Genomic DNA, 17,070 nt, shown 5'->3' with positions numbered 1-17,070 from the left:
GCCCGAAAACCTCAGTAGGACGAGGTCCTGGTCACCGAGTGCGAGCCACAGCCGCCCGTACAGGACACACAGCCACTCGTAACCCTCGTGGGAGACCTGCCGTGGCCGCTGCAGGCTCGGTGAGGTGACCAGAAGCGGGCTTGATCATGCCTGGACGGGAATTGGCCTGCCGGATTGATCATGTAGCGCAAAACGGTCGACAAACCACTCGAAGTCGTGCGTGCGGGTTTTGGCAAGTTCAGCGCGGCGGCGCCAGGCATCCCTTTGCTCAAGCAGGTGCAGAGCGGCCTGGATGTGGTCCGGGAACTCCAAAGCGTGCAGGCGTACCATCTCCAAGATCATCAGCTCCGGCAGGTAAGCGACACCGAACCGCAGGCAGTTGTGCAACAAGGCGGTGCGCACTGAGGCGACGAACGCGTCGCGTTCGTGCGCAGGTTTGAACCGGTGGGCAATCTCGATGCCGGGTGCCAGGACGACCTCGGCACCACTGCACCAGGCCCGCACGCTGAACTCCGGTTCGAATCCGCCGTAATGCATCATCCCCTCGTCGTACCCGCCGATGCGCTCAAATAGGGCACGTTCCAGTACAGTTCCGGCGGACGAAGCGATTTGGACGTGTGGTTCTGAGTCCGGCAAGCTGGTGTTCCAATGGGTTCCCATATGCGGCACGACCAGGCGGCAACCGAAGAAGCGCTTTGAGGAGTCCTGGTTGCAGATGGCGGTTGCCAGGATCCGCTGGGGCTTGATGAGGCGGCCTACCTCCCGGTCCCATGCAGGCGAGAACTGAACGTGAGCGTCGGTGATGAAGACCACGTCCCCACGGGCATGCTGGACAGCCAGGTTGCGTGCGGCCCCGACGCCCAGGTGTACGTCTGAGCGGATGACCCGCACCGGGAACCGACCCGCTGACGCGCTGACGTTGGGCCGCCCCGCAGGCTTCGAGGAGTCGTCAACGATGACTACCTCGATGTCGCGGGGCGCTTCGCAGGATTCGAGGGCTGACGCGACAGTCTGCGCGACCCGCGCGCCTTCGTTACGCGCGGGGAAAACCACGCTGATTGTCGGCGTGCTGAGCACTGCAGGTCAGCAGTCCGTGATGGTGATCGGGGTTGTTGTCCCTGCCAGAACTTCGCCGGGCAGGACCAACAGCAGGTCTGAGCGTTCAAGGCGCTCCCGCTCGGCGTCAGACAGGTTGAACCGCTTGGCGAATGCCTGTGGGTCATCGCGCAACAGACGGACTACTTCGTTCGTCCTGCATGCTGCGCGCAAGGCTTCACGCACGTTCTCGTTCTCGGGCTTCTTCTCGCTCATGTGAGTCCCTTTCGTCATGTGTGCGAACACTGTGGCTGTGGCTTGCAGGAGTCTCGCCACCGCACGGTCGGGGCGAGCTGGTCGGCATGGGCTGCAATACGGTCTCGGTGCGGCAGCAGGTCGCCGATCATGTTCCGGATTTCCTCGTCGATGGGCAGCGACTGCCGGAATCCAAGCTGTCGCAGGTGCTGACTGTCCGGGCGGTAGTGGTGAGCCTCCGCTTCCACTCGAGGGTTGTCCAGCGGCTTGATTTCGACAGCGAGTTCGAACGATTCGCAGGCCGCACGCACCAACTGCGCCAAGTCATTTACGGACAACACCTCACGCAACTGATTGAAGACCCGGTACTCGCTAACCGCTGGCGGGTGTTCGATCGCCAAACTCAGGCACTGCATGGAGTCGGCGAGCGACAAGAATCCACGCCGCTGGGTACCCTGACCGTAGGGCATGAGCGGCTTGCCAATAACCGCTTGGCAGCAGAATCGGTTGAGTGCGGTCCCGAATGCCTCGTCAAAATCCAGGCGGGTATTGAGTCGTGCGTCGGTGTCAAGCCAGGTGCCGTACACCACGCCCTGCATTACGTCGGTCGCTCGCAGCCCCCAAAGCTGGCAGGCAAAGGCGACATTGTGAGAGTCGAATACCTTGCTCCAGTGGTACCAAGAGCCAGCTTGCCGGGGAAACGGGAGCTGGTCACGCCGGCCTCGGTACTCGACTTCAAAAAAACCCTCTGGGATGTCCAGGTTGGGTGTCCCGTACTCACCCATAGAGCCCAGCTTGACCAGATGAGCCTCCGGGCAGTGGTCACGCATCGCAAACAGGAGACTCAAGGTTCCGGAGACGTTGTTGTGCTGGACGAAATCAGCGTGGTGGAAATCAATCATGGAGTATGGGGCGGAAGGACACTCAGCGAGATGTACCACCGCATCAGGCTTAAACTCCGCAAGGGCAGCACACAAAGCCGTATGGTCGCGCAGGTCTAGCGCGAAGAAGCGCATCGGTTTGCCGAAGTGCTCGCCAAAAGAGGCCAGGCGCTCGTCCATGGACGCGATGGGGATGGCGCTCAGAGATTCCATCTCATCGACCCAGATCCGACGCAACAAAGCATCAGCGCCACCGACGTCGTGACCCTGACGGGCAAGGTGCTGAGCCAGAGTCCAGCCGAGATAGCCGTCCACGCCAGCGATGAACACACGCACAGGTGGCCTCCAATGGTTGTAATGCATGCCCGCAGGCAATGTGGACGTGCCGGAGGCTACTGGATTACGTAGTCATTGTTGCCCCTTGAAGGGGGAAGTCTCTCGCCGAGGGGCAACTCATTACTCCAATTGGGTGATTATCTGGGAGGTGCGTGCAAGCTGGCCTGGTGATTCCAGCACCGTGCGTGTCGCGAGGGCTGACAGCCGTTGACCTCGCTCAGCTGAGCTACGAGATGCAGGAAACCACCCGGTTGTTGGCCTGGGGCCCCCTCTGCTCTGGCACAGCTCTTCCCGGCCCCGGCCCCGGCCTCGTCTGAGGAGCAGCGGTGGCCGCTGGAGGAGTACGTCCGTGACGAGTTGCTCGCTTCCGTCATGCCGGAAGAGATGGAGCAGGCCCGGAGGGCAGCGGTGCCTTGGAATGGGCGGGCCTGCCGCTGGCCTGGCTCATCGAGTCACGGCTGCGGAGGAGCCTGCCGGAGCGGTGCCTGGCCCTGCTCGCCGTCACACCGGACCCGGCGGCTCATCCGATCCACCCCGCGTGGGAACAGCCGGCCGCTCTCTGGCTGGTCCCCCTTGTGAGCACCGCGCAGACCATGGCGAGGGAGCTGCTGGCCGGATGGGCAGCCGCCAGGGATCTGCGCGACCCCCTGATCAGGCGTCACGTGGACCGAGTGAGGTTCCCCCGAGATGCGGGGAAAGGTGACAGCAGGTCAGATGGCGTATGAGAGAAGCCCAGACGATGCCTGCCCCGAGGAAGTACCCGTTGGAGTTGCGTGAGCGTGCGGTGCGGATGTACCGGACTGCCGAGCCGAAGCCCGTGATCCGCCGGATGGCCGAGGAACTCGGCGTGCATCACGAAGCCCTGCGGAACTGGATCCGGCAGGCCGAGGCCGACGCCGGCGAGCGGGACGACCTGCTCACCACCGAAGAGAAGAACGAGCTCGCCCAGCTGCGGCGCGAGGTGCGGGACCTGCGCCGGGCGAACGAGGTCCTGCGGACGGCCTCGGCTTTTTTCGCCGCGCAGCTCGACCCGACCCGGCCCAGGTGAGAGCGCTCCTCGACGAGCACCCGCACCTGGGGGTCGAGCCCGTCCTGCGGGAACTGCACATCCCCTCCTCCACCTACTACCGCTGGCGTCAGGCCGAGAAGGACCCCTGTGAACGGGTCCGCCAGGACACCGAGCTGACCGGGCAGATCCGGCAGATCCACCAGGACTCCGGCGGGATCTACGGATCGCCCAGGATTCATGCCGTCCTGAAGCGCGAGGGTGTCCATGTCGGCCGCAAGCGGGTCGAGCGGCTCATGCGCCAGGCCGGCCTGGCCGGGATCAGCCCCCGTAGGAGCCCGAGCTTCACCCGCCGCGACCCGGACGCCGACCCTGCCCCTGACCTGGTGCAACGCGACTTCACGGCATCCGCGCCGAACCGGCTGTGGGTCACCGACCTGACCATGATCCCCACTCTGCAGGGGCCACTGTGGCTGTCGGCGATCCGCGATGCCTTCTCCCGCAGAGTCGTGGCCTGGGAGACCTCCGCCCGCGCGGACGCCGACCTGGTCCTCACCTCCCTCGAGTAAGCGCTGGCCAGCCGCGAGGTCACCCCCGGCGAACTCGTCCACCATGCCGATCACGGAGCCCAATACACATCCATCAAGCTCACAACCCGCCTGGTCAGAGCAGGCGTTCAAGCGTCCATGGGCTCGGTCGGCGACTCCTTCGACAATGCCCTGGCGGAGAACCTGTGGATGCTGATCAAGACCGAGTGCATCCGCGGCCGCGTCTTCGCGACCAGGGCCGAGGCGAATCTCGTGCTCCTCGAGTACATCGACGGCTTCTATAACCCCCGCCGCATCCAAAAGCGCCTCGGCTACCTCAGCCCCATCGAGTTCGAAGAGAAGCACTACGCCGACCAGGCAGCGGCCGAACCGGTGAACCTGAAACCATGTCAACCCGCCCTGACCTGCTAGTCAGCCACTCCCGCGCAGCGGGGGAACCTCAGTGCGCGGGCATTCGCGGCTCTGGTGTTACGGCGCCGCCACCGGGCATCGCTGGGAGAACGGTGCAGCCGGGCGGGCCATTTTGCAGGCTGCACCGGACCCAGCGGTGAGGAGGCGCCGCCGGAGCATTGGGCCCGCCGGCCCAGCCCGGCTTCGTACTCATTATGTGGCCCCACCCGGTCGTCGGCGCCGAGGCGCGCCAGCACGTCACCACCGGCTCCTCGAACAGCCCATAGACGACCAGAACAGGTCACCGCACAAGCGAGCGCGCCGCCCCCACGGTGACCTGCTGTGGTCGTACCTCATGGTCGGGGGCCGGCTCGTGGTCGGGCCTGAGCGCGGGGCATTGCTGAAGCGGTGCGTTGGCGTCATGGATGTCGGGAGTGGCTCCAAGAGACTGGTCGGTCGGGGTCGTTGACGGGACAGTATGCGAGTGATCGTGCAGGCAGTGGCTCGAGGCTGAGCCTTGATCGGCTACACCACCAAGCGGGACGTCACCCGGAACCACGCGGCGACGACCTCTTCCTGCCAGGCCGAAGCGGATGTGTCAATCCCCCGGTTGCGTAGAGACGTTGGTTATGCGGCCCGACCTTCCTGATCGGTCAGCGCTCGCGCTTCCTGGATGATCCGTTCGAACTCGACGGGTGGCTTCCCGCCGGCCGCGCTGTGACGGCGTTTCGTGTTGTAGAAGTCCGCGATCCACGTCGCGGTCTTCAGCCGGGCCTCGGTGCGGGTGGTGAAAGTGTGCCGGTGGATGTACTCGACCTTGAGGACCCAGTGGAACGACTCCGCGGCGGCGTTGTCCAGCGCCGACCCGACGCGGCCCATCGACTGCACCACGCCCCACCTGCCGCACAGCTGCTGGAACGCCTCGGACGTGTATTCGGCGAGTTCAACCGGTCGTTGCAACACCGGGCTGTTGCAGCGAGCGTAGCTGTTCTTCGAAGACCTCGGCCGGTGTCCGCCAACCCAGGACTTTGCGGGGCCGGTTGTTGATCGCCATGGCGACGGCTTCGAGGTCCGTGGACGACCAGCGGGAGAGGTCGGTGCCCTTCGGGAAGTACTGACGCAGCAGCCCGTTCGTGTTTTCGTTTGTCGGTCGTTGCCAGGGCGAGTGCGGATCGGCGAAGAACACCTTCGTCCCGGTGTCGAGAGCGAACTGGGCGTGGCCGGAGAGTTCCTTCCCTCGGTCCCAGGTGAGGGTCTTGCGTAGCTGCTCGGGCAGGTGCGTCATCGACGTGGTGAGCGCCGCGTTCATCGCGATCGCGCCATAGCCTCCGAGCGAGGGGCCGTTCTTCGCGGGTGTCCTTTCGCCCCAGCCCTCCAGCCGGGGCAGGTGTACCAGGAGTGTGGAGCGGCTGCTGCGCTCGACAAGCGTGCCGATCGCGGAGCGGCCCGTCCCGATGATCAAATCGCCTTCCCAGTGTCCGGGGACCGCGCGGTCTGCGGCCTCGGCGGGGCGTTCGCTGAGGACGACGTCCGCGGTGACATGCCCCTGCGGTTGTTCTGCGACCGTGCGCGGGGAACCCGCAGCGCCCGAGCCATTGTCAAGAGTTGTGGATCGAGTCGTTCGCATCGGTGGTGCTGTCGCTCGGGTTGAGGAGGTAGGAGCCCCTCGCGACGCCTTGCAGGATGCTGTCGGCGGTTGCCTCAGCGGTCAGGGTGGTGGAATCCAGGACGTGGGCCTCATAGAGGCCCAGGTTGCTGAACTGGCTGTGCAGTGAGCGAATCGGTTCGGGGTCGGTCAGAGCGTCGTCGGCCCGGCTCGTTGCCCGTTCCAGTGTGGTGTGTTGGTCCGGCCGAAGGATGACGTAGCTCAGCGGCAGGGCCCGCTCCCGTGCCGTCACGCGGAACAGGTCGATGAACCAGGGTCCGACGATGCCGTCGCAGATCACGTGGTATCCGCCCTCGGCGTAGCCGAACGCTGCTGAGACCAGTACCTGCAGGACTACTTGGTTCTGCTCGTGTGCTTCGGGCAGGTAAGGCGCGATCCAGCCCTGCTTGATATAGCGCCAAAAATCGTCGCTGTGCAGGTGGACGCTTGGAGTCAGGTGATCTGCCAGCAGCTGCGCCACGGTGCTCTTGCCGGCTCCGGGCGGCCCGGTCAGGACAATTACCTGACCGCGGTGAGGGGACGTCCGAGACAGGGGCGGCGGGTTCATGCCGCCACCGTGCCACGTTCGACCAGCACACCGCTTTCGAATTTGGCTCCCGCACGGACAAGGGGCACCAGGTGGGCGCCGGTGATCGCGCGCCAGCGGGCCTGGGCGGACTCGACGAGCTTGAACACCATCGCGAGTGCGGCGGCGGGGCTGCCGGCCCCGCGGGTGACCTTGGTGCGGAGCTTGACCGTGGAGAATGTCGACTCAATGGGGTTCGTGGTCCGCAGGTGGATCCAGTGCTCGGCAGGGAAGTCGTAGAACGCCAGCAGTTCCTCCCGGTCGTCGGTGATCTTCGCGACGGCCTTGGGCCACTTGGTGCCGTAGGTGCGGGCGAACACATCGATCGCCTTCTCGGCGTGGGCGCGGTCCTCGGCGTTGTAGATCTCCTGCATCGCCTTCGTCGCGCCCGGCTGTGCGGACTTCGGCAGGCAGTTCGTGACATTGCGGGCTTTGTGAACCCAGCACCGCTGATGACGGGCGGCCGGAAAGACCTCGGCCAGCGCCTTCCACAGGCCCATCGCGCCATCGCCGACCACCAGCTCGGGGTCGCGCATGCCACGCCTGCGGCAGTCACGCAGCAGGTCCGCCCACGACTCGGTCGACTCGCGCAGGCCCTCCGCCAGCGCGATCAGTTCCTTGGTGCCGTCCAGGCGGACGCCGAGCAGGACCAGTACGCACGAGTGCGTCTGCCCGAGCCTCACCTTGGGGTGCACGCCGTCGGCCCACACGTAGACGAAATCGCGGTCTGACAGGTCCCTGGCCTGGAAGGCGGCATGGTCATCGCCCCACTGCCGCGTCAGCCGGGTCACCGTCGCCGACGACAGACCGGCCGTCGAGCCGAGGAACTGCTCCAGCGCGGGCACGAAGTCCCCGGACGACAGTCCGTGCAGGTAGAGCAGCGGCAGCACCTCGGAGATCTTCGGCGACTTGCGGCACCACGGCGGCAGGATCTTGGAGGAGAACCGCTTGCGCTCGCCGGTGGCCTCGTCCACGCGGCGGTCGTTCACCCGCGGTGCCCGCACCTCGACCGGGCCAGCGGCAGTGACGACGGTCCTGGGCCGGTGATGGCCGTTGCGGACCACCAGCCGTCGGCCTGCCTCATCGGTCTCGGCAGCCAACTCGGCTATGTACTGGTTGACTTCTGCCTCCAGTGCCGCGGCGAGCATCCGCCTGGCGCCCTCACGGACGATCTCGTCGATCAGGGAACCGGACTGAGTGGAGCCATCCTCGGTGACTACGCTGAGCACGGACGTACCTTCCCGACCCGCGCGCCAACGCGGGCCTACTCGGTGACCATCACAGGATCATTCGGGAAGGTACGCCCTCCGCGTGCCACCCGGGACTGATCCACAGGTATCGAGCATTGCTCAGCGCCCGGCCGGTGCGCAGACACGTGACCAGTTCCCGCTTGAGCGCGCCACGGCCTTCGATGAACAGCGCCTGGTAGATCGCTTCGTGGCTGATGCGCATGGACCCATCATCGGGGAAGTCGACATGGAGTCGATGCGAGATCTGCTCCGGGCTCCATGCCGTCGCCCATCGTCTGTCCTGCCGGTGCGGCTTGTTCAGCCCCTTCCATGCAGGCGTCCTGGGCCCGGTGACGATCGTGTTGTCGGGGCGGCGGACGCTGCCGGCGAGCCGGTCCTGTACGTACTCACGCAACCTGTCGTTGCCTGTGAGTTTCGCGGTCTTCGGGCGCTTGGCGGCCTGCTGTGCTTTCCACTGGGCGACCGTCGCGCGGTACTCCTGCTTGCCGCCGCGCGTGGCGGCGTTGCGGCGCAGTTCGCGAGAGATCGTTCCGGGGTCACGCCCCAGGGCGCGGGCGATCTCGCGCACGCCCTTGTTCATCGCCCTGAGGATCGCGATCTCCTCGCGCTCCTCGAACGCGAGGTACCGGCCCGTGGGCTCGGCCAACGAGATCGGAGGCATGCCGCCAGCGTGACGAAACCACCTCGCACCCACCGGCCACGACACGCCGACCGCCAACGACGCCTCCACCGTGGTGACCCCCGTGGCGATCAGCCGCCAGAACTGGCGCTGCACGACTCGAGACGGATCAGGCCTCCCCGGCGAACGCATCGCCGGCCGCAACGCACGATCAGCGCGCCACTGCCGACGCCGACCCTCCGGGACATCGCTGGTCTTCAAACTCCAGTCCGCCGTGGCCACGTCGCACACCTCCGAGATCAAAGTGTTGCGACGACCAGTTGAATTCACCTTCGCTGCCGCGGTCCGTGTGGAAAATGACCCCGTCGACCTGGCCGCCCCGGGTCGCGATCGCCATCTGCAGGGCGGCGCTGACCAGCGCGGCATCGTGCCGCGCGCCCATCGCATAGCCAAGGGCGCGGCGGGAGAAGGCGTCGTGGACGGATGCGAGGTAGAGCTTGCCCTCGCCGGTCTCGATCTCCGTCATGTCACCCCACCACAAGACGTTGGGAGCGATGGCGTCGAACTTGCGTCGCACCAGGTCAGGAGCGGTCTTTCGCTTGCCGGGGCGGGTGAGCGAGCGGCGCCGGCGAGGCGGCTTGCGGCCCTGCAGGCCGAGTTCGGCCATGATCTCGGCGACGGTGTTCTGCGACACCTGCCAGCCCTCCTCCCACAAATCCAGCGTGATCCTCGGCGAGCCGTACGTCCGGCCGGAGCAGTCGAAGAAGTAGCGGATTCGCTCGGCCAGCACGGCTCGCCTGGTCTCGCGTTTCGTCGGCTCGGACGGCCTGCGGCGCCACTTGTAGAACCACGCCTCCGACACGCCCAGGGCCCGACAGGAGGTGCGGTGCGGAATGCTGTGCACGGTCTTCTGGTCGCTGATCATCCCGACGAGCAACGCCGGTTCCGCCACAGCTACTTCACCCACAAGACCATGCAGCGTTTGAGCACATCACGCTCCATGGCCAGCTCCTTGTTGTCCTTCTTCAGCTGTGAGTTCTCCCGCCGCAGCCGCGCGAGCTCCTCGCTCTCACCCGTCGCCGTGGCCCCGCCGGCCCTTCGGGCCCGCGACACCCAGCTCGCCAGCGTGGTCTCGTTGATCCCGAGATCCTGCGCGACCTGCGCGATCGGCTTGCCGGTCTCGGCGACGATCCGCACAGCCCCCTCACGGAACTCCGCGTCGAACTTCCGCCTTTTGCCTGCCATGACCCTCAACTTCCCCTGCAGTCAGGGTCTCTACGCTACGAGGGGAAGGTCAAAAGTCACGGTCCTGCCGTTTGCACGGATGATGCGGATCCCCTTGCCTGGGGTCAGGCTGCTGAGGTTCGCGAAGACAGCGGGCGCGGTTTTGGTATCGAGGTGGCCGGCGACGATCGCGGTGCCACGCTCTCCCGGCGAGGGACCGTCAGTGAACCAGCCGACCAGGTCCGTGTCGTCAGCCGGTGGCGCGTTCAGCTGGCCGGAGGGACCGATGGCCAGGCCGGTAAAGGGCGCGTCCACCCCGATACTCGGAATGAGCAGACGCACGGGAGCCGAACGGGGCAGTGTCGGGCTGCGTGGCGCAGCCGTGGACTTGGGCTTCGGTACGGACGGCGCGCGCAGGCTCACCGCGGGCGCTGGAGCAGGCAGTGAGACCTGGCTGTCCGGGCCGGTTAAACCGGCCGCAACCGCGATCAGGACGAGCGGCGTGAGTACGGCCAGCAGAAGGCGCTGCGGCATACCGGGCCGCCGGGATCTCCCCGAGTGAACGAATGAACGGATCGTCATGCCGCAGCGCACCTCAGTCAGCGAAACGCGGATACACGTAGGTCAGGCGCAGTGCCGCGTGCGGCTGAGGCTGCGGAGCGGAACGCTGCCTGCCGCACGCGGTACCCGCGTCAGGGAGTCAGGCAGCGCCACGGGCGATGCGTCGGCGCAGCACGTACGCGCCTGCCCCCAGGCCGCCCAGAAGCGCGAGTCCGCCGACAGCCGTCGAGCCGGAGGAGGCAAGACCGCCGCCACCGGTGTGCATGCCGCCCTTCGGCTTGTCGTGCTCACCACCGGCGTCCTTGTACTCGTCCTTCTTGTACTCGGTGTCGTCCTTCTTGTCCCAGTCGTCACCGCCAACTGTGGCGAACAGGCCCCCACCGGTGTGCACGCCCCCCTTCGGCTTGTCGTGCTCACCACCGGCGTCCTTGTACTCGTCCTTCTTGTGCTCGTCCTTGTACTCCTCCTTCTTGTCCCAGTCGTCACCGCCAACCGTGGCGAACAGGCCCCCACCGGTGTGCACGCCCCCCTTCGGCTTGTCGTGCTCACCACCGGCGTCCTTGTACTCGTCCTTCTTGTGCTCGTCCTTCTTGTACTCGTGGTCGCTGCTGTAGGAGTGGTCGTCCTTGTCCCCGTCACCGGTGCTGGAGGCGTAGGCGCCAGGGGCTGCGATGGCGAGGGCAGCCGTGGCCGCGGCCGCGGCGAGGAGAGTGCGGGCAGAACGCATGCGTCATTCCTTCCGTCGCAGCCTGCGTCAGCTGACGTGCTGTCGGCTGGTGGAAACCGCGGCGGCGACGTGGCTAACGTCAACCCAGATGTGCGCGCGCCACCACCCAGGCGGGTATCCGGGTGAAGGCACGTCAGGTGAATGGATGAGGCACTCGACTGTCCGTGTCACGCGAGCAGTCAACGGCGCTCATCCGGACCCTTTGGATCATTCGGCCGTGTCCCGCTGGCACATCCCTGCACTGCGGATCAGGCTGGATGGCGGGCTCACCGACCCGTCTGTCGCCTCGCGGGCAAGCCCTGGTACCGCCGCCGTTAGCAGCGCGGCGGCGGCACCGATAGTTACGCCGGCCGCACCAGCACTCTCGCCCAGACCGCGAGCAGCACGGCCGCCGGGCTACTCGCCCCGGCGCGGCACGGTCATCCATGGACAGGCTGGTCGTATTCCACCGGGTGAGACAGCCGGGCGACGCTGGACGTCACGCTGGTGGAACCGGAGCTGGCGCTGGAAGGCGGGGTCGATGTCGCCCGCGATGCCGCCGGGCGGTGGCGCCAGCCCGCACGCCGGCACCGCGCCCGCCCTGACCACTCCCGCGCCGAGGCGCCCGGCCTGACGTCGCCGCACTGACGACGGCCCGACCCAGCAGCGGCGACGCTGCGCCAAGGCGCATGACATGCGCACTACGCCGTTCGGCCCCATCCTGAGAAGCGGCACCATCGGCTCCACAGACCGACCTTCCCCGGGAGGTCCTGTGATCCTGCTCGTCCTGCTCATGCCCGCCCTGATGATGGCGTTCATCTTCGCCATGGACGCTCTCGAGGACCACCTCTTCCCCCGCCCGAGAGCGACAGATGACGGCAAGCTCCAGCCGCCAACACACAAGCGCGATCCCCCTGACAGCGCCAGGCCGACTGATGCCGCTGGGCTGGAAGGCATGCCCCGCGTGCTGCTCATGGCCGCTGATGCCCCCGGGGTGAACGAGTGAACACCCACCCGCCGGACGCGCCGGTCCCGCCGCACGCTTCCGCTTCCCAGAAAGATGCCCGGTATGACCGAATCGACCTTTGCATATCGGCAGAGCCGGGCTGAGCAGGGAGCCGGTTGTGTCGACCGCTCCGACCTGGCGGGCTACTTGCAGCGGACCTCGATGGACGTCCACAGCCTCCGACACGGGCTGGCGGACGCCGTCACCCAGGTCTTCGCCGGACCGGACCAAGCGGGCCGGGACCTGCCGCATCTGGCCGACCGCGTGGAACGACTGCTGCTGGACGACCTGATGGGAGCAGGTGTCCTGGTCATGGACCAAGACCTGGCCACCGCGCTGCGGCACACCATGCGCCTGCTGGAAGAGGCCGCCCACGCCACCCACTTGGCCCGCGCCCTGCTCGAGCGGGCCAACGACGCAGTGACCGCCCGCCCCAACCAGACGCGCGGTACGCCCGCCTGACGGCGCCACGGGTACGCAGACGAGGGGCCCCGAACCGTCTGCCCGGCCCCGGGGCCGCTCCCGCCACCCACGAAGCCGCGCTCCGGTCGCCGCATGGCCTTGAGGCGGACGGCGCCCTGCGCGGGCCGCCCCGCGGGCGGCCCGCGCAGGGCGCGGCCGAGCCCTGGCCGCGGCCGTCTTCGCGGGTGGCGACCACGCGGGCGCAGCCCGAAGCGGTGCGGGTGACGCAACCGGTGAGGCGGCCCACCACGCCGTCGTCGGAGCGCGCGACCGGACAGGTCGAGCCCACCTCATGAATCAGGGCCAGGAGATACGGGGCGCGCGGATCACGCTCCCCCGATGGCGATGGCGATGGCGGTCGGCCAGGGCCCGGATGTCGGTGACACCGCCCGGGGGGTCCGCGCGCGGACGCGGTCCGGTCCAGACGCAGGGGCCGGGCCGCCGACGGGCGGGGGCCAGACCGCGCTCCTATGCTGGGGGAGAGGGGCCGCGCGCGGCCCGTGCCCCTGGTGCGGCTGTGGCCTGCGGCGAAGTCTCCTGGCGGGAGTGAGCCCATGACGCATCCGTGTGTCCGTCTGTCCAGAGGAGCCGTCGTCGCGGCCGCCGTGGGCGCCCTGGTGGTGCCGGTCGCGGGCGGCACGGCGGGGGCGGCCCCCCTCGCCGCGGCCCCCTCCCCGACGCCCTCCGGGGACGAGGTCCGCGACCTCACACCCGCGGTCAAACAGCAGATCGACCAGGCCGTGCGGCGCGTCATGAAGCAGGCGAACATCCCCGGCGTGTCTGTTGGCGTGTGGACCCCCGACAAGGGCGAGCACGTGAAGTCCTTCGGGGTCGCCGACAAGGACTCCGGCCGGAAGATGACCCCGAACCTCTTCATGCGGATCGGCAGCGAGACGAAGACGTTCACCGTCACGGCCGTGCTGAAACTGGTCGACGAGAAGAAGATCGGCCTCGACGACACCATCGACAAGTACATCGACGGCGTGCCGAACGGCGACAAGATCACCCTGCGGCAGCTGGCCGGCATGCGCAGCGGGCTGTTCAACTACTCGCAGGACGACGCCTTCTTCAAGGCACTGACGTCCGATCCCCAAAGCCCCTTCACCCCGCAGCAGTTGCTCGACTACGCCTTCAAGCACCCCGTGCTGTTCCAGCCCGGCGCCGAGTTCTACTACTCCAACACCAATCTGGTCCTGCTCGGCCTGCTCGTCGAGAAGATCAGCGGGCAGAGCCTCGCGGACTACATCCAGGAGCACATCCTCGATCCGGCCGGCCTGGACGACACGAGCTTCCCCACCGGCAACGAGTTCCCGCAGCCGCACGCCCAGGGCTACACGAACCAGACCGCGAACGGCGCGGTCGAGGACACGGCCGACTGGAACCCCTCCTGGGGCTGGGCCGCCGGCGCGATGATCTCCACCCTGGACGACCTGCGGCTCTGGGCGCGGACCGTGGCCACCGGCCGACTCCCGGACGGCGAACGGCTGATCAGCCCCGACACGCAGAAGGAACGGCTGATCACACCGAAGACGCCGATCCCCGGCGCCGGATACGGTCTCGGCATCTTCGACGTGCAGGGCTGGATCGGCCACAACGGCTCGCTGCCGGGCTACGAGTCGCTGACCATTTACCTGCCGTCGGCCCAGGCCACCGTCGTCGTCCTCCTGAACACCGACATCAACTACAAGAACGAGGAGCCCAGCACCCTCTTCGGCGACGCCCTCACGAAGATCATTTCCCCGGACCACGTGTTCAACCTGCCGAGCCAGCCCGCCGCGAGGTGAGGGAGGTAGCCGGTGGCGAACCGGGTGACCCTCCCGGCCGGGAGGGTCACCCGGCCGTACCCCGGTCAGGAGGCGCGGACCTCCGCGATCGTCTGTACGCCTACACCTCGCCATAGCAGCACCTGGCGCGCGACGGCCGAATTGGTACTACCTGCCCGAGGCCCGAGTGATGGGCGCTGGAACCTCTGTGGGCCTTCGCGCCGCGAGCGTCGGCGAAGCGGACGTGGCCACCCCTGATCTCGCCCAGCACGCCCTCTTGCTCCACGCTCTGTGCTGCAGCAACGCCGTCCACCGGCACCCGGGAGTATGACATCGTCGATCAGGGCGAGGACGACCCCACGACGACTGGCATCAGGCCCCGGAGTGGCAGCGCATGAGACAGCGACGACCGCATCAGCGCCTGCTCACGGCAGCGGCGTGGCTCCTGTTTTGCGGACTGGCCACTGCGGCCGCTCTCCACATCCCACCGGTGTGGATCAAGATCCTTTCGTTTGCCGCCGTTGCCCTACTCGCAGCGCTGGTGAGCGCCTGGCCGACGGGGTACGCCTCCTTGCGTCGAGCCGGACCGCGGCGGCACGTCGTCGTGCGCGGGCGTGGGAGAAGCGGCGCGTCCACTGCGGGCAGGATCAGGCGTCGGCTGACCGACGCACTCGCTGTGCTCCCCTCAGCCTGGGACTCAGGTGGCGCGATGCCTGACGGTGAGGGCAACGCGACGGGAGGCACAGCTCCGATACAGGCCGCCGTAGCCCTCGACGGGGACTTCTCCTGTGTCGCCCAAGCGCGTGATTTCGTCGCCGACTTCCTGGTCCGCGTGCAGGCCGAACAGGGTCTGCCAGTGTCCACGCATGTCATGGACGTGGTGCGGCTGGTGGTCAGTGAACTGGTCACCAACGCCCGCAAGTACGCCCCCGGGCCCGCCCTGTTGGAACTTCGTGTTGCCGATGCCAGGGTGGAGGGTGACCGTGTGGGACAGCGACCCGGCCCTGCCAGTGGCATGGGCCGCAGAACCCGGCCGGGTCGGCCGGCACGGCCTGGAAATCGTCATGGTCCTCGCCCAGAGCTTCGAAGCGCACCGCGAACCGGTCGGCAAACGCATCACCGCCGGCATCGCCCTGGCCGACGACCCCAGGAGCAAGAGTACGGCCGCCGGAGGCTGAAATTGCGGACTAACCTGTCAGGAAGGATGAGGGCGGCTGGGGCAGCTTCCTCCGTGTGTGAAACACCCGTGCCTGAAACCGCCAGGAAGCGTGTGTATAGGCTTTCGGTCGTGACCTCGGATCCCGTGGAAAAGCTGCTTGCTGATGTGTGCGGAACGTTGGCCCGTGCTGGCTTCGATGTCGCGTCGGCTGGTGATGAGAGCAGCCCTGGTCTGCGGGTGCGGCGGGAGACGGACTCGGTGATGGTGGGATGGGTGGCCGGCAGCGAGTTAGATCCTGCGGGGGCCGCAAGGATGCCGAGTTCGAGGGCATCCGTGCTGCTCTGCGGTCGGCGTTGCTGGCGATCCTCACGCAAGCCGGCAATACAAGTCGGGAACCTCATTCCGGCACGGGAGGCGAAGCACCGGGCTGCAGACGGTGCTGCAACGGGTGGCCGTGATGCTGGCAGGCCGGGCCGGCGCCCGCCTGGCGGACACACTCGCGGTCCGGGCGAGCCGGTCGACACTCCTGCGGCTGATACGCCGCCTGCCGGACCCGGAAGTGCACACGCCGCGGGTGCTGGGGGTGGACGAGTTCGCCCTGCGCAAGGGACACAACTACGGCACGGTCCTGGTGGACATCGACACGCGTCGTCCGGTTGATCTGCTGCCCGACCGCACCACGGCCACGGTGTCCGCCTGGCTCGCCGACCACCCCGGCGTCGAGGTGATCTGCCGTGACCGCTCGACCGCATACGCCGAGGCCGGACGGCTCGGCGCCCCGGACGCGGTCCACGTCGCGGACCGGTGGCACATCTGGAAAAACATCGTCGAGGCCGTCGAGAAGACGGTCATCCAGCACCGCGCCCTGCTGCACGAGCCGGAGGCGACCGGCCCGGTCCGCAGCAACACGCCCGTGAACACCACGGAGCTCGCGCCGCGTCCGGGCGAACCGCGACACTCCGGCCGCCTGTCGGACCGGGTGCGCGAACAGCATGCAGCTGTCCACGCCCTGCTCGACGAAACCGCCAAGGACAGCAGCTGGACCAATGGATCGAGCGCGTCCAGGCCGATGACCTGTCCGCCCTGCACGCTTTCGTCACCGGCCTCGGCCAGGATCTCGACGCCGTCGTCGCCGGGCTCAGCCTGCCCTACAGCTCTGGCGCCGTCGAAGGCCACAACAACAAGATCAAGATGCTCAAGCGGCAGATGTTCGGCCGCGCCAACTTCGACCTGCTCCGCAAGCGGGTCCTCCTCGCGGCGTGAGGCCGTTCATGATCGCGGTTGTGGTGACCCTCCGTGGCTCCGGCACGGAAAGTGATCCAGAACCAGAATTCAGGCGTCGCCGAGAAACGGTGGCTGGGCGCTGGTCGCCCTGCTGCGGCTGGTGGTCGGCGTGGAAGGCATCACCGCATGACGTGGTCTTTGCCTGAGCCCATGCTGACAGTGGCCATGGACAGCTCTGCTTTGCCTGACCGAGAACGCCGCCCTGCGCGAACAGACGGCGGGACGGTCCGCCGTCATCGTCCCGCTCACCCGGAACACCACGGACCGGTGCCAGCACGATGAAACACCCACTCACTAAAGTGCTGGTAAGAGCCATGTCACCAGCCGCAAACGGTGGCGGCTACCCCTCCAGCC

17 protein-coding genes and 5 pseudogenes are annotated in these 17,070 nt (G+C 67.3%); 9 read left to right on the top strand and 13 right to left on the bottom strand.

The genetic code is table 11. From position 1 onward, the window contains the following. Positions 1-15: 15 nt before the first annotated feature. The 4 genes and pseudogenes from QQS16_RS35765 to QQS16_RS35750 form a co-directional block, all read right to left on the bottom strand. A pseudogene (locus QQS16_RS35765) lies at positions 16-108 on the bottom strand (helix-turn-helix domain-containing protein); the annotation flags it as partial. 36 nt (positions 109-144) lie between these two features. Further along, positions 145-1,077: a glycosyltransferase family 2 protein gene (locus QQS16_RS35760; RefSeq protein WP_286066665.1), complete on the bottom strand. Its 933-nt coding sequence runs from the start codon at positions 1,075-1,077 to the stop codon at positions 145-147. 6 nt (positions 1,078-1,083) lie between these two features. Next, positions 1,084-1,311, bottom strand: coding sequence for a hypothetical protein (locus QQS16_RS35755; protein ID WP_286066663.1), 228 nt, complete (start codon positions 1,309-1,311; stop codon positions 1,084-1,086). A gap of 14 nt (positions 1,312-1,325) precedes the next feature. Further along, the gene (locus QQS16_RS35750; protein WP_286066662.1) at positions 1,326-2,507 is read right to left on the bottom strand and encodes an NAD-dependent epimerase/dehydratase family protein; all 1,182 of its coding nucleotides are present in this window, start codon (positions 2,505-2,507) and stop codon (positions 1,326-1,328) included. Between the two features lie 739 nt (positions 2,508-3,246). Between QQS16_RS35750 and QQS16_RS35745 the strand changes: the two genes are divergently transcribed. The 3 genes from QQS16_RS35745 to QQS16_RS35735 are packed head-to-tail and all read left to right on the top strand — an operon-like array spanning position 3,247 to position 4,472. Further along, entirely contained in the window at positions 3,247-3,555 is a 309-nt protein-coding gene (locus QQS16_RS35745; protein ID WP_030053558.1) for a transposase, read from the top strand. After that, entirely contained in the window at positions 3,552-4,082 is a 531-nt protein-coding gene (locus QQS16_RS35740; RefSeq protein ID WP_286066658.1) for an IS3 family transposase, read from the top strand. The genes QQS16_RS35745 and QQS16_RS35740 overlap by 4 nt, the downstream gene beginning before the upstream one ends. A gap of 3 nt (positions 4,083-4,085) precedes the next feature. Further along, entirely contained in the window at positions 4,086-4,472 is a 387-nt protein-coding gene (locus QQS16_RS35735) for an IS3 family transposase (protein WP_353479738.1), read from the top strand. Positions 4,473-5,078: 606 nt separating this feature from the next. On the opposite strand, the gene QQS16_RS35730 is transcribed toward QQS16_RS35735, so the two are convergent. The 9 genes and pseudogenes from QQS16_RS35730 to QQS16_RS35690 all read right to left on the bottom strand — a co-directional run bounded on the left by QQS16_RS35730 (position 5,079) and on the right by QQS16_RS35690 (position 11,063). Beyond that, on the bottom strand, positions 5,079-5,411 hold the full coding sequence (locus tag QQS16_RS35730) for an integrase core domain-containing protein (RefSeq protein ID WP_286066657.1): 333 nt from the start codon (positions 5,409-5,411) through the stop codon (positions 5,079-5,081). Beyond that, a pseudogene (locus QQS16_RS35725) lies at positions 5,395-6,053 on the bottom strand (IS30 family transposase); the annotation flags it as partial. The gene QQS16_RS35730 and the pseudogene QQS16_RS35725, both read right to left, overlap by 17 nt. Beyond that, positions 6,050-6,664, bottom strand: a complete 615-nt coding sequence (locus tag QQS16_RS35720; RefSeq protein WP_286060512.1) for an AAA family ATPase — start codon at positions 6,662-6,664, stop codon at positions 6,050-6,052. The gene QQS16_RS35720 and the pseudogene QQS16_RS35725, both read right to left, overlap by 4 nt. After that, positions 6,661-7,911 (bottom strand): IS256 family transposase, encoded by a 1,251-nt coding sequence (locus QQS16_RS35715; RefSeq protein ID WP_286066656.1) that lies wholly within the window; start codon positions 7,909-7,911, stop codon positions 6,661-6,663. Before QQS16_RS35715 ends, QQS16_RS35720 begins: the two co-directional genes overlap by 4 nt. Before the next feature lie 109 nt (positions 7,912-8,020). Then, positions 8,021-8,812, bottom strand: a pseudogene (locus QQS16_RS35710) (transposase); the annotation flags it as partial. Then, positions 8,763-9,476 carry an IS3 family transposase gene (locus QQS16_RS35705; protein ID WP_286066655.1) on the bottom strand — a complete coding sequence of 238 codons (714 nt, stop codon included), beginning with the start codon at positions 9,474-9,476 and terminating at the stop codon, positions 8,763-8,765. The pseudogene QQS16_RS35710 and the gene QQS16_RS35705, both read right to left, overlap by 50 nt. Positions 9,477-9,505: 29 nt before the next feature. Next, positions 9,506-9,796, bottom strand: a complete 291-nt coding sequence (locus QQS16_RS35700) for a transposase (RefSeq protein WP_286066654.1) — start codon at positions 9,794-9,796, stop codon at positions 9,506-9,508. 30 nt (positions 9,797-9,826) lie between these two features. After that, entirely contained in the window at positions 9,827-10,357 is a 531-nt protein-coding gene (locus QQS16_RS35695; RefSeq protein ID WP_502963945.1) for a sortase domain-containing protein, read from the bottom strand. 118 nt (positions 10,358-10,475) lie between these two features. Continuing rightward, positions 10,476-11,063, bottom strand: a complete 588-nt coding sequence (locus QQS16_RS35690; protein WP_286066653.1) for a hypothetical protein — start codon at positions 11,061-11,063, stop codon at positions 10,476-10,478. A gap of 751 nt (positions 11,064-11,814) precedes the next feature. On the opposite strand from QQS16_RS35690, the gene QQS16_RS35685 reads away from it, so the two are divergent. The 6 genes and pseudogenes from QQS16_RS35685 to QQS16_RS35660 all read left to right on the top strand — a co-directional run bounded on the left by QQS16_RS35685 (position 11,815) and on the right by QQS16_RS35660 (position 16,695). Next, positions 11,815-12,048 (top strand): hypothetical protein, encoded by a 234-nt coding sequence (locus tag QQS16_RS35685; RefSeq protein ID WP_286066652.1) that lies wholly within the window; start codon positions 11,815-11,817, stop codon positions 12,046-12,048. A 63-nt stretch (positions 12,049-12,111) separates the two neighbouring features. Further along, the gene (locus QQS16_RS35680) at positions 12,112-12,510 is read left to right on the top strand and encodes a hypothetical protein (RefSeq protein WP_286066651.1); all 399 of its coding nucleotides are present in this window, start codon (positions 12,112-12,114) and stop codon (positions 12,508-12,510) included. Between the two features lie 554 nt (positions 12,511-13,064). Then, a complete protein-coding gene (locus QQS16_RS35675; protein ID WP_286066650.1) occupies positions 13,065-14,294 on the top strand; it encodes a serine hydrolase domain-containing protein in 1,230 nt (409 codons plus the stop codon). A 688-nt stretch (positions 14,295-14,982) separates the two neighbouring features. Continuing rightward, positions 14,983-15,451, top strand: a pseudogene (locus QQS16_RS35670) (ATP-binding protein). Between the two features lie 438 nt (positions 15,452-15,889). Then, positions 15,890-16,261: pseudogene (locus tag QQS16_RS35665) on the top strand (ISL3 family transposase); the annotation flags it as partial. Then, positions 16,237-16,695, top strand: a complete 459-nt coding sequence (locus QQS16_RS35660) for a transposase (RefSeq protein WP_286066830.1) — start codon at positions 16,237-16,239, stop codon at positions 16,693-16,695. The pseudogene QQS16_RS35665 and the gene QQS16_RS35660, both read left to right, overlap by 25 nt. The last annotated feature ends 375 nt before the right edge of the window (positions 16,696-17,070 follow it).

Origin of the sequence: Streptomyces sp. ALI-76-A (assembly GCF_030287445.1) — a bacterium.
Lineage (GTDB): Bacteria > Actinomycetota > Actinomycetes > Streptomycetales > Streptomycetaceae > Streptomyces.
This window is presented reverse-complemented; position numbering and strand designations above follow the sequence as displayed.